Source organism: Streptomyces sp. NPDC060366 (genome assembly GCF_042725135.1).
Classification (GTDB): Bacteria; Actinomycetota; Actinomycetes; order Streptomycetales; family Streptomycetaceae; genus Streptomyces.
Map to the genome: position 1 here is coordinate 1 of NZ_JBHXDC010000014.1, position 11,515 is coordinate 11,515.

General features: G+C 70.3%; 10 protein-coding genes. 7 read left to right on the top strand and 3 right to left on the bottom strand.

Going from position 1 to position 11,515, the window contains the following annotated elements; all coding sequences use genetic code 11:
- Positions 1-230: 230 nt before the first annotated feature.
- The 6 genes from ACFWHU_RS28185 to ACFWHU_RS28210 all read left to right on the top strand — a co-directional run bounded on the left by ACFWHU_RS28185 (position 231) and on the right by ACFWHU_RS28210 (position 6,699).
- Complete coding sequence (locus ACFWHU_RS28185) at positions 231-1,034, top strand: SDR family NAD(P)-dependent oxidoreductase (RefSeq protein WP_385791513.1); 804 nt, start codon at positions 231-233, stop codon at positions 1,032-1,034.
- Positions 1,035-1,159: 125 nt separating this feature from the next.
- Entirely contained in the window at positions 1,160-2,245 is a 1,086-nt protein-coding gene (locus ACFWHU_RS28190) for a substrate-binding domain-containing protein (RefSeq protein ID WP_387228218.1), read from the top strand.
- Between the two features lie 115 nt (positions 2,246-2,360).
- Positions 2,361-3,701 (top strand): ABC transporter substrate-binding protein, encoded by a 1,341-nt coding sequence (locus ACFWHU_RS28195; RefSeq protein WP_387228220.1) that lies wholly within the window; start codon positions 2,361-2,363, stop codon positions 3,699-3,701.
- Positions 3,698-4,666, top strand: a complete 969-nt coding sequence (locus ACFWHU_RS28200; RefSeq protein ID WP_387228222.1) for a carbohydrate ABC transporter permease — start codon at positions 3,698-3,700, stop codon at positions 4,664-4,666. The genes ACFWHU_RS28195 and ACFWHU_RS28200 overlap by 4 nt, the downstream gene beginning before the upstream one ends.
- Entirely contained in the window at positions 4,663-5,604 is a 942-nt protein-coding gene (locus ACFWHU_RS28205; protein ID WP_387228224.1) for a carbohydrate ABC transporter permease, read from the top strand. The genes ACFWHU_RS28200 and ACFWHU_RS28205 overlap by 4 nt, the downstream gene beginning before the upstream one ends.
- Before the next feature lie 60 nt (positions 5,605-5,664).
- Positions 5,665-6,699, top strand: coding sequence for a hydroxyacid dehydrogenase (locus ACFWHU_RS28210; RefSeq protein WP_387228226.1), 1,035 nt, complete (start codon positions 5,665-5,667; stop codon positions 6,697-6,699).
- Positions 6,700-6,799: 100 nt separating this feature from the next.
- Here ACFWHU_RS28210 and groL read toward each other — a convergent pair whose 3' ends face one another.
- The 3 genes from groL to ACFWHU_RS28225 all read right to left on the bottom strand — a co-directional run bounded on the left by groL (position 6,800) and on the right by ACFWHU_RS28225 (position 10,119).
- Positions 6,800-8,425 (bottom strand): chaperonin GroEL, encoded by a 1,626-nt coding sequence (gene groL / locus ACFWHU_RS28215; RefSeq protein WP_385791524.1) that lies wholly within the window; start codon positions 8,423-8,425, stop codon positions 6,800-6,802.
- Between the two features lie 101 nt (positions 8,426-8,526).
- On the bottom strand, positions 8,527-8,835 hold the full coding sequence (groES, locus tag ACFWHU_RS28220; RefSeq protein WP_023539274.1) for a co-chaperone GroES: 309 nt from the start codon (positions 8,833-8,835) through the stop codon (positions 8,527-8,529).
- 213 nt (positions 8,836-9,048) lie between these two features.
- Positions 9,049-10,119, bottom strand: coding sequence for a polysaccharide deacetylase family protein (locus ACFWHU_RS28225; protein WP_387228228.1), 1,071 nt, complete (start codon positions 10,117-10,119; stop codon positions 9,049-9,051).
- Here ACFWHU_RS28225 and ACFWHU_RS28230 point away from each other — a divergent pair.
- Positions 10,114-11,481 (top strand): SAM-dependent methyltransferase, encoded by a 1,368-nt coding sequence (locus ACFWHU_RS28230; RefSeq protein ID WP_387228230.1) that lies wholly within the window; start codon positions 10,114-10,116, stop codon positions 11,479-11,481. The two genes, ACFWHU_RS28225 and ACFWHU_RS28230, sit on opposite strands and share 6 nt — an antisense overlap.
- Positions 11,482-11,515 lie beyond the last annotated feature (34 nt).

Consider the following 11,515-nt stretch of genomic DNA (forward strand, 5'->3'; position numbering starts at 1 on the left):
CGGAGGAGGGAGACAACGCGGAGCGTTGGCGACCGACGACAACGCGGCGGGCGTGCGTGCCAGGGACCGCGAGCCCGGCAAGATCCGAACGACAGACCCTAGGTCCTGTCCGGCAGGTAACGAGGACCTCGTACGGGTAACTCCCATGTGCTCGACGTGCGGTTCGGTACGTGCTTCCGATGGTCGGACGGTCGCTCGCACCGGTCGTGCGACCGTCTAACGTGCGCCCTATGACGACTGCTTTGATTACGGGCGCGACAGCGGGGATCGGCGCCGCCTTCGCCCGGCGGCTCGCCGCGGGCGGTACCTCCCAGTCCGGCGGGGTGGGAAGCGGCCACAACCTCGTGCTTGTCGCCCGCGACACCGAACGCCTGCGGCGCCAGGCCACCGAACTCCACGACCTGCACGGCATCGAGGCGGAGGTGCTGACCGCCGACCTCGCCACGGACCAGGGCATCGAGGCGGTCGAGAAGCGTCTCGACGACCGTAAGCACCCCATCGATCTGCTGGTCAACAACGCGGGGTTCGGGAACAAGGGCCGGTTCCTCGACGTCTCGATGGCCGACGAGCTGACCATGCTGAAGGTGCACTGCGAGGCGGTGCTGCGGCTGACGTCGGCCGCGGTCACCGGGATGAGGGAGCGCGGGCGCGGGGGTGTGGTGAACGTGTCGTCGGTGGCCGCGTTCCTGCCGCGCGGGACGTACGGCGCGTCGAAGGCATGGGTCGTGCAGTTCACCGAGGGGGCCGCGCGGGATCTGGCCGGGACCGGGGTGCGGCTGATGGCGCTCTGCCCCGGCTTCACGCGCACGGAGTTCCACGACCGGGCCGGGATGGGGACGGACAACATCCCCAACTGGATGTGGCTGGACGCCGACAAACTGGTGACGGCCGCGCTGGCCGACCTGGCGCGCGGCAAGACGGTGTCGGTGCCCGATCCGCGTTACAAGGCGCTGATGAGCGCGGTGAAGCTGGCGCCGCGCGGGCTGCTCGGCGGGATCACGTCGAAGACGGGGCGGAAGTACGGCCCGCAGTAGCGGGGGGGCGCTCCGGTCACGATCACGCGGTGATCGAATGATCGGAACTTCCGTCGTTCGATCACGCTGCATTAGAGTCCTCGCGCCGGGCCATCACTTCATCACCCTGCGGAGGGACTGCCACCGTGCGCGAAGGTGCCGCCGAACGTCATGACCGACTGCTGAATCTGGTGCGCGAGCGCGGCACCGTACGGGTGTCGGACCTCGCCGAGCGCTTGGGCGTCGCGCCGGTCACGGCGCGCCGTGACGTGGAGGCGCTGGCCGCGCGCGGGCTGCTCGACCGCGCGCACGGCTCGGTGTCCTGGCCGCGCGGGCAGGGGCCGGCCGGGACCGCGCCGGGGGCGGGGAGCCCGGTGATCGGGATGCTGGCGCCGGCCGCCGCGTACTACTTCGCCGAGGTGATCCGGGGGGCCCACGAGGCGGCGGCCCGGCTGGGCGCCCGGCTGATCCTGCGCGTCTCCGACTACCGGTCCGAGGACGACGCCTCGCACGCGGCCGGGCTGCTCGCCGCCGGTGCCGAGGGGCTGCTGGTCGCCCCCAGCTGGACGGCGCCGGACCACCCGGAGCGTTACGGCGCCTGGGTCGCTGGGCTGCCGGTTCCCACGGTGCTCGTCGAGAGGCTCGGGGTGCCGGGCGGGCCGCTGGACGATCTGGACCGCGTCCGTTCCGACCACGCTCACGGGGTGCTGCTGGCCGTACGGCACCTGGTGCGGCTCGGGCACGGGACGCCGCTGCTGCTGGCCAGGACGGACAGCCCGACGGCGATGGCCGTACGCGCGGGGTACGAGCGGGCGCTGGCCGTACTGGGGCTGCGGGCGGAGCTGCCCGTACTGGACTCGGCGTCGGCCGAACGGCATCCGGCGCTCTTCGAGGAGGCGGCGCGGGCGCTGGCCGCCGCGGTGCGGGAGGGCCGGGCCACGGCGGCGCTGATGCACAACGACGAGGACGCGACCTGGATGGTGCGGCGCCTGGCCGAGCTGGACGTACGGGTGCCCGACGACCTGGCGCTGATCACGTACGACGACGAGGTCGCCGCGCTCGCCGACACCCCGCTGACCGCCGTCGCGCCGCCGAAGCGCGCGGTGGGGCGGCGCGCGGCGGAGCTGCTGGTGGAGCGGCTGACGGAACCGGGCGCCGAGGCACAGCCGCGGACGCATCTGGACCTGCTCCCGAGCCTGCGCGTCCGCGCGTCGTGCGGGGCGGCGGGGTAGACGGCTGGTTCGATCATTTTTCGATCAATCAATCTTTCGCTCTTGACTTCGCTCACCGCGGCTCGAAGTATCACGGCCACATCGCCTGTTCCCCCGCCGTACAGGAGCCCGAGCCGTGAGCCACCCGTGGTCCCGTCCCATCCGCGCCGCCGTCAGCGCCCTCACCGCGCTGTCCGCTCTCGCCGCCCTCGGGGCGTGCAGCGGGGGCGGCGGTCAGGCACCCGCCCGAGGTACCGCCGAAGACCCCGTGACCCTCACGTTCTGGGCCTGGACCAAGGGATCGAAGGAGGTCGTGGACGCGTTCAACGCCTCCCACGACACGATCAAGGTGAAGTTCGAGGAGATCCCGTCCGGCGGTCTCGGCGGTTATCCCAAGATCGCCAACGCGGTGAAGGCGGGCATCGCGCCCGATCTGCTCTCCATCGAGTACCCGCAGCTGTCGCAGTTCGTCAGCCAGGGCTCGCTCCAGGACCTGAGCGGCCATCTCACCGAGGACATCAAGAAGAAGTTCTTGCCCCAGGCCGTGGAGCTGACCACGATGGGCGGCCGGAACTGGGCCGTCCCGTTCGACGCGTCACCGCAGGTCTTCTACTACCGCAAGGACTTCTTCGACAAGCACGACATCGCGCCGCCGCGGACCTGGGACGAGTTCCGCACCGCCGCCGAGCAGGTCAGGAAGGCCGAGCCGAGGACACGGATCGGCACCTTCTTCCCCGACGACCCGACCTTCTTCCAGGCGATGGCCTGGCAGGCCGGCGCCCAGTGGTTCAGCACCGAGAAGGACGCCTGGCGGGTCGACACCACGGACCCGGCCAGCACCAGGGCCGCCGACTACTGGCAGGGGATGATCGACGACCGGCTCGTCACCACCGCCTCCTCGTTCAGCCCCGAGTGGACCGGCTCGCTCAAGCAGGGCACGACGGTCGGCTATCTCGGCGCCTCGTGGGGCGCCGGTGTCCTGTCGGGCATCGTGCCCGAGCAGAAGGGCAAGTGGGCGGCCGTACAGGTGCCGAGCTGGGACGCCGGGAAACCGGCCAGCGGCATGATCGGCGGCTCGACCTTCGCCGTCAGCAAGGGCAGCGAGAAAACCGCCGCCGCGGTCGAGTTCGCCCTGTGGATGTCCACCACCGAGGCCGGTATCAAAGCCCGGATCGGCGCGAGCACATCGAGCGCCATGCCCGCCGCGCCCGCCCTGGTGCCGGTCGCCAGGAAGGCGTTCGACACCGGCTTCTTCGGTGGTCAGGACCTGTACAGCCTGTACGAGAAGGCAGGCGCGTCCGTCGGTCCCAACTGGCTCTGGGGCCCGAGCACCGGCGCCACCAACAGCGCGCTCGGTGACGAACTCAGCGATGTGGTCGGTGGCGGCTCGACTCTCCGAAAGGCGCTCGGGACGGCGCACGACGCCACCGTCGCCGACGCGAAGAAGCGCGGACTGAAGGTCGAGGACGCCTCATGAGCGAGATCCGCACCCCCAGGGCGCGCACACCCAAGTTCCGTGACCCCAACGCCCTAACCCCGAAAGCCGGTACCTCGAAGGCCCGTACCGGCTTCGCCGCCGGCATCCTCCTCGCCCCCTTCTTCGCCCTCTTCACCGTCGCGATGATCGTCCCGGTCGGCTACGCCGTCTACCTCAGCCTCTTCACCGAGAAACAGTCGGGCCTCGGCTTCGACGGCCCGACGACCGTCTTCCACGGCCTCGGCAACTACACGGCCGCCCTCGGCGACGAGGCGTTCCGCGACGGCTTCTGGGTGCTGCTCGGCTACTGCGCCCTCTACATACCGCTGATGGTCGGCGGCGCGCTCGTCATCTCGCTGCTGCTGGACACGGCGATGGCCCGCGCCCGCCGGTTCTTCCAGCTCGCGCTCTTCCTGCCGCACGCGATCCCCGGCCTGATCGCCGCGCTGATCTGGATCTACCTCTACACACCCGGACTCAGCCCGGTCGTCTCCGCCATGGAGTCCGGCGGCATCGGCTTCGACTTCTTCTCGTCCGAGGGCACGCTGCCCGCGATCGTCAACATCGCGCTGTGGGAGTGGCTCGGCTACAACGTCGTGATCTTCTACGCCTCGCTCCAGGCCGTCGACCGGTCCCTGCTGGAGGCGGCGACCGTGGACGGCGCGGGCAACTGGCGGCTCGCCCTCAGCATCAAGATCCCGCTGATCCGCTCCTCGCTGATGCTGGTCCTGCTCTTCACGATCATCGGTTCGCTCCAGCTCTTCACCGAGCCGCTGATCCTCAACCGCGGCAGCGGATCGGCCGTGACCAGCACCTGGACGCCCAACATGTACGCCTACAGCGCCGCGTTCGAACGCAACGACTACGGGCTCGCCGCCGCGGCCTCCGTGCTCATCGCGCTCGTCGCCGCCCTGCTCTCCTTCGTCGTCACCCGATTCTCCAACCGGAAGGGGGCACGGGCATGACGTCCCCGACCGTGGTCGACCCGGCCACCCAGCTCCAGACACCGAACCACCGCGACGGCCGCCGCGACGGCCGCGCCCCCGTACCGGCCGGCCGCCCGAGGGCCAACCGCTGGCTGTCGAAGACCGCGGTCAACGGGGTGCTGCTGATCGCCGCCGTCTACACGCTCTTCCCGCTGATCTGGCTGGTCACCGCGGCCACCAAGGACGCGGGCAATCTGCTGGGCGGCGATGTCTTCTCCTTCGAGGGCTTCGACCTCGGCCACAACCTCTCCGAGCTGACGTCCTACCAGGACGGCATCTACTTCCAGTGGTACGGAAACTCCCTGCTCTACGCGGGAGTCGGCGCCCTGGGCTGCTCGCTGGTGAGCGTCGCTGCGGGCTACGCCTTCGACAAATACCGATTCCGCGGCAAGGAGAAGCTGTTCGCGCTCGTGCTGCTGGGTGTGCTGCTGCCGTCCACGGCGCTGTCGCTCCCCCTGTATCTGCTGGCCGTGGAGACCGGCACCGTCAACACCTACTGGTCCGTGCTGATCCCGGCACTGGTCAACCCGTTCGGTGTCTATCTCGCCCGGATCTTCAGCGCGGGCTACATCCCCGACGAGGCACTGGAGGCCGCCCGTATCGACGGTGCGGGCGAGCTGCGCGCCTTCTGGTCCATCGGTCTGCGGATGATCATGCCGGGCTTCGTGACCATCTTCCTCTTCCAGTTCACCGCGATCTGGAACAACTTCTTCCTCCCCCTCGTGATGCTCTCGGACCGTGAGCTCTACCCCCTGAGCCTCGGCCTGTTCAACTGGCACAGCAACGCCAACGCCGACCCGGCCTTCTACCCCATGGTCGTCACCGGCTCCCTGCTCGCCGTCACCCCGCTGATCATCGCCTTCGTCACCCTCCAGCGACACTGGAAGGCCGGACTCACCGCCGGCAGCGTCAAATAGCGCCACCTGTGACGCGTGAACGACCCATGCGGACGACCCACGAGGAGACCGACTTCCACCATGCACGACGCCACTGACAATCGGCCGTCCGCGCTGCTCTCGATGAGTCCGGGCATCGCGGAACGGCTGTTCTCCCCCGCTCATCTCGCCCGGCTGACCGGTCTCGTGCGGACCGATCCGGGTCTTGTCGCGCACACCCTGACGGGGCCCGGTCTCGACCCCGCCGTCGCCACCGCGCTCGCGGACGCCGAACTGCTGATCACCTGCTGGGGCGCCCCGCCGCTCAACGCGGAGGTGCTGGCCGCCGCGCCCCGGCTGCGCGCGGTCGTGCACGCGGCGGGCACCGTCAAGCACCACGTCACGGAAGCGTGTTGGGAGCGGGGCATCACGGTGGCTTCGGCGGCGGCGGCCAACGCCCGCCCCGTCGCCGAGTACACGCTGGCCGCGATCCTCTTCGCGGGCAAGCGGGTCCTCGGCTCGGCGCACCGCTACCGGGAGTTGCGCGGCCCGCACGACTGGCACCAGGAGCTGGGCGGGGCGGGCAACTACCGCCGTACGGTCGGCATCGTCGGCGCGTCCCGGATCGGCCGCCGGGTGATCGAACTGCTGCGGCCGTTCGACCTCGACGTACTGCTCTACGACCCGTACGTGTCCGCCGACGAGGCCGCGGCGCTCGGCGTCGAATCGGTGTCGCTGATCGAGCTGTGCGCGCGTGGCCACGTGGTGTCGGTCCACGCGCCGCAGGTCCCCGCCACCCGCCATATGATCGGCGGCGCCCAACTGGCGGCGATGCAGGACGGGGCGACGCTGATCAACACCGCGCGCGGCTCGCTGATCGACGAGGACGCTCTGCTGCCGCAGCTGGTCTCCGGCCGGCTGAACGCGGTGCTGGATGTGACGGACCCCGAACTGCCGCCGCCCGCCTCGCCGTTGTACGACCTGCCGAACGTGCTGCTGACGCCGCACGTCGCGGGCTCGCTGGGCGGTGAGATCCACCGGATGACCGATCAGGCGCTGGACGAGGTGGAGCGGTACGCGAAGGGCCTGCCGTTCGAGGATCCCGTACACCCGTCGTCGCTGCCGCACTCGGCGTAACCGCGGGGCACCCGCGGCGGAACGCGCCGAGGCCCGGCTCCCCCGAAGGGGCGCCGGGCCTCGGTCGCGTACCGCGTGCTCTGCCGGTGACCGGTGAGGGTCAGTGGCTGTGGCCGTGGCCACCGTGACCGGCGTCGCCCTCTTCCTCGGCCGGCTTCTCGACGACCAGGGTCTCGGTCGTGAGGAGCAGCGCGGCGATGGAAGCGGCGTTCTCCAGCGCGGAGCGGGTGACCTTGACCGGGTCGATGACGCCGGCCTTCACCAGGTCGACGTACTCGCCGGTCGAGGCGTTGAAGCCGTGACCCTTGTCGAGTTCGGCGACCTTCGCGGTGATGACGTAGCCCTCGAGGCCGGCGTTCTCGGCGATCCAGCGCAGCGGCTCGACCACGGCGCGGCGGACGACCGCGACACCGGTGGCCTCGTCGCCCGTCTTGCCCAGGCCGTCCTCCAGCACCTTGGCGGCGTGCACCAGGGCGGAGCCACCACCGGAGACGATGCCCTCCTCGACCGCGGCGCGGGTCGCGGAGATGGCGTCCTCCAGACGGTGCTTCTTCTCCTTGAGCTCCACCTCGGTGGCGGCGCCGACCTTGATCACGCACACGCCGCCGGCCAGCTTCGCGAGGCGCTCCTGGAGCTTCTCGCGGTCCCAGTCGGAGTCCGTGGACTCGATCTCGGCCTTGATCTGGTTGACGCGGCCGGCGACCTCGGTGCTGTCGCCACCGCCGTCGACGATCGTCGTGTCGTCCTTGGAGACGGTGACGCGGCGGGCGGAGCCCAGTACGTCGAGACCGGCCTGGTCGAGCTTGAGGCCGACCTCTTCGGCGATGACGGTCGCGCCCGTGAGGGTGGCGATGTCGCCGAGCATGGCCTTGCGGCGGTCACCGAAGCCGGGGGCCTTCACCGCGACGGCGTTGAACGTGCCGCGGATCTTGTTGACGACGAGGGTGGAGAGCGCCTCGCCCTCGACGTCCTCGGCGATGATCAGCAGCGGCCGGGAGCCGCCCGCCTGGATGACCTTCTCCAGCAGCGGGAGCAGGTCCTGGATGGAGCCGATCTTGCCCTGGTTGATCAGGATGTACGGGTCGTCGAGGACGGCCTCCATACGCTCCTGGTCGGTCACCATGTACGGCGAGAGGTAGCCCTTGTCGAAGGCCATGCCCTCGGTGAACTCCAGCTCCAGGCCGAAGGTGTTGGACTCCTCGACGGTGATGACACCGTCCTTGCCGACCTTGTCCATCGCCTCGGCGATGAGCTCGCCGACCTGCGAGTCCTGGGCGGAGAGCCCGGCGACGGCGGCGATGTCGGACTTGTCGTCGATCGGGCGGGCCGTGTCCAGGAGCTCCTTGGAGACGGCGGCGACGGCGGCGTCGATGCCCTTTTTCAGGGCGGCCGGGGAGGCGCCGGCGGCGACGTTGCGCAGGCCCTCGCGGACCAGCGCCTGGGCCAGCACGGTGGCGGTGGTGGTGCCGTCACCCGCGATGTCGTTGGTCTTGGTCGCCACCTCCTTCACGAGCTGGGCGCCGAGGTTCTCGTACGGGTCGTCGAGCTCGACCTCGCGGGCGATCGTGACGCCGTCGTTGGTGATGGTGGGGGCGCCGAACTTCTTGTCGATGACGACGTTGCGGCCCTTGGGGCCGATCGTCACCTTCACCGTGTCGGCAAGCTTGTTGACGCCGCGCTCAAGGGCGCGACGGGCGTCCTCGTCGAACTTCAGGATCTTCGCCATGGGAGCTTTCTCTTGTCCTCTCGAACGAACAACGAACTACGCCCCGGACCGCCCGGCGATGCGGGGGCCAGGGGCGCAGTTTCACAGCGGAACTGTGAGGTTTACTTCTCGATGATCGCGAGCACGTCGCGAGCCGAGAGGACGAGGTACTCCTCGCCGCTGTACTTCACCTCAGTGCCGCCGTACTTGCTGTACAGAACGACGTCGCCGACGGAAACGTCGAGCGGAAGCCGCTCGCCGTTCTCGAAGCGACCCGGACCGACAGCCAGGACGACGCCCTCCTGGGGCTTCTCCTTGGCAGTGTCCGGAATAACCAGGCCAGAGGCCGTGGTCTGCTCTGCGTCGAGCGGCTGGACCACAATGCGGTCCTCGAGCGGCTTGATGGCAACCTTGGTGCTGGCGGTCGTCACGATCCGACCTCCCCCTTCGGAGATCTCACGGGGTTAACTGTCTGGGTCGCGTGACCGGGCTCGATCCGTCGTCGCGGGTGCCGGACCTGACCTGTCACGCATTTGGCACTCTCCAGTGGGGAGTGCCAGACATGACACTATGACCGCGATTAGCACTCGGTCAAGCTGAGTGCCAGTCGAGGCCCGGCTGCAACGCGATCGGGTGGCCGTGTTCTAGACGTAGTCCTCCAGCTTCGCCACCGCGTAACCCTTGTCCGTGATCGTCTTCATGACGTGCCGGATCATGTCGGGCATCGAGCCCTTCCACTCCCCCTTCCCGCGGAAATGCGTGAGGACGATGTCGCCGGGGTGCAGGTCCCGGTCCCACTCGCGCCACTCCATGTGGTCGGGGAACGCCTCGGACGACCACAGCGGCACCGCCTTGACGCCGCAGGACTTGGCGGCGCGGAGGGTGCCGGCGTTGTAGTTGCCGTACGGCGGCCGGAACAGCTCGGGCCGCTTTCCGTACCGCTTCTTGATCTTCTCCTGCTGGCCGCAGATCTCCCGCTTCTGCTTCTCGTAGGAGAGTCCGGGGAGGTAGGGGTGGGTGAGCGTGTGGTTGTGCAGGGAGACGCCGCGGGCCTGCATCTTCTTGAAGTAGGCGTAATTGTCCTTGATGACGTAGTCACTGAGGAAGGCGCTGTACGGGATCTTCAACTCGGTCATCATGCGCAGCAGTTCGGGGTCCTTCTCGGCGCCGTCGTCGATCGTCAGGAAGACGACCTTCTCTTTCGTCGGGACGCTGGTGAAGACCGGCGGGAGGGTCGCGCCGCCCGTGACCTCAAAGCCTTTGCGCGTGGTGATCTTCGGCTTCACCGCGGGCGGCGGGGGCGCGGCGAGCGGGGTCTTGGCGAGCTTCCACTTCTTGGCGGCCACGGCTCGCAGCGCCTGGGCCTTGGCGACGGCGGCCTCGGCCTTCTTCGCGGCCTCCGCCTTCTTCACGTCCGCCTTCTTCGCGGCGTCGACCTTCTTCACCTCGGCCTTCTTCGCTTCGGCCTTCTTCACGACGTCGGGACCCGCCCGGCCCGGCTTCGTGGAGGCGGACTCGACAGGTCCACCGCCACCGCCGCCGCCGTCCCCGCTGCGACCGCCGCGGTCTCCGCCGCCCCGGTCGCCGGACTCTCCCGCACAGGCGGAGCCGAGCACGGCGATCAGAAGTACGGCGACGACCGCGCGCGCCCGCCCGCCGGAGTGACTTTTGCGCCGCTCTGCGGCCTTTTCTTCGTTTTGTCGTACTAGTTGCATGGCGCCGCATCCTGTCAGCGCGCGGTCCACGCGCCCGGCCGACACCGCCGGGGAGCGCCGGCGGTCCCCCGCCTGGCCCACAATGGCCCGGTGACCGACCCCACCCCTTCTCCCGCACCGTCGCTCGCCCCGCTGCTCTCCGACGAGGGCCAGGCCCTGCTCGCCGCCCTCCGCGACCACGACCCGGCGCAGGAGCTGGCCCTGGCGACCCGGCTGCGCCGCGACCACCCCGCCGAACTGGTCTCCGCGGCCCTCGCGCAGGCCCGGCTGCGCCAGCGGGCGGTCGCGAAGTTCGGCGAACGGGACGCGTACCGCATGTACTTCACGCCTCATGGCGTCGAGCAGGCCACCCGTACCTCGGTCGCCGCCCACCGGGCGGGCCGGTTCCGGGACATCGGCCTCCGGGACGGCGGCCCGGCGCGGATCACCGACCTGTGCTGCGGCGTCGGCGGCGACGCGATCGAGCTGGCCCGCGCGGGGTTCGCCGTGACGGCGGTCGACCGCGACCCCGTGACCTGCGAGATCGCCGCGCTCAACGTCCGCACGCTGGCGCCGGACGCCCCGCCCGCGACGGTCGTGCGCGCGGACGTCATGACGTACGACCTGGCGGCGGCGCCGGCCCCCGACGCCCTCTTCATCGACCCGGCCAGACGCGGCGGCCGGGGGCGGATCTTCGATCCGGAGGCGTACTCGCCGCCGTTGTCCTGGGCGATCGAGGCGGTCCGTACGGTCGGCGCCGGCGGCATCAAGATCGCGCCCGGCATCCCGCACGAGCTGGTCCCCGACGACTTCGAGGCCGAGTGGATCTCCGACGGCGGCGACGTCAAGGAGGCGGTGCTCTGGCACCACGCGACCGATCCGGGGGCCGGTCCGGGGGCCGGTCCGGGTCCGGGGTCCGGTCCCGGCGCGATCACGCCCGGCGCCCGGCGCGCCACCCTGCTCCCCGCCGGCCTCACCCTGACCGGCCGCGGCCTGCCGGACCCGCCGGTCAGAGAGGTCGGCCGCTATCTGTACGAGCCGGACGGCGCCGTCATCCGCGCCCATCTGGTCGCCGAGGTCGCCGACGAGCTGGACGGCGGGCTGATCGACGCGACGATCGCGTACATCACGGCGGACGAACCGCGCCCGACGCCGTACGCGACGGCGTACGAGATCACCGACGAGCTGCCGTTCAACCTCAAGCGGCTCAAGGCCCTGCTCCGCGAGCGCGGCGTCGGCATCCTGACGGTCAAGAAGCGCGGCTCGCCGGTCGAACCGGAGGAGCTGCGGCGGAGGATGAAGCTCCAGGGGCGGGAATCGGCCACGGTCTTCCTGACCCGGGTCGCCGGCGCGCCCACGATGCTGCTCGGCCGACCGGCCTGAGCCGTCCCGATCCCGGCCAATCCTCGCGAATCGC

What these genes read in the sequence shown, in the direction of transcription:
- ACFWHU_RS28225 (WP_387228228.1), bottom strand. Translation starts at nt 10,119, where the DNA reads ATGCAACTAGTACGACAAAACGAAGAAAAGGCCGCAGAGCGGCGCAAA.
- ACFWHU_RS28210 (WP_387228226.1), top strand. Translation starts at nt 5,665, where the DNA reads ATGCACGACGCCACTGACAATCGGCCGTCCGCGCTGCTCTCGATGAGT.
- groL (WP_385791524.1), bottom strand. Translation starts at nt 8,425, where the DNA reads ATGGCGAAGATCCTGAAGTTCGACGAGGACGCCCGTCGCGCCCTTGAG.
- ACFWHU_RS28205 (WP_387228224.1), top strand. Translation starts at nt 4,663, where the DNA reads ATGACGTCCCCGACCGTGGTCGACCCGGCCACCCAGCTCCAGACACCG.
- ACFWHU_RS28200 (WP_387228222.1), top strand. Translation starts at nt 3,698, where the DNA reads ATGAGCGAGATCCGCACCCCCAGGGCGCGCACACCCAAGTTCCGTGAC.
- ACFWHU_RS28185 (WP_385791513.1), top strand. Translation starts at nt 231, where the DNA reads ATGACGACTGCTTTGATTACGGGCGCGACAGCGGGGATCGGCGCCGCC.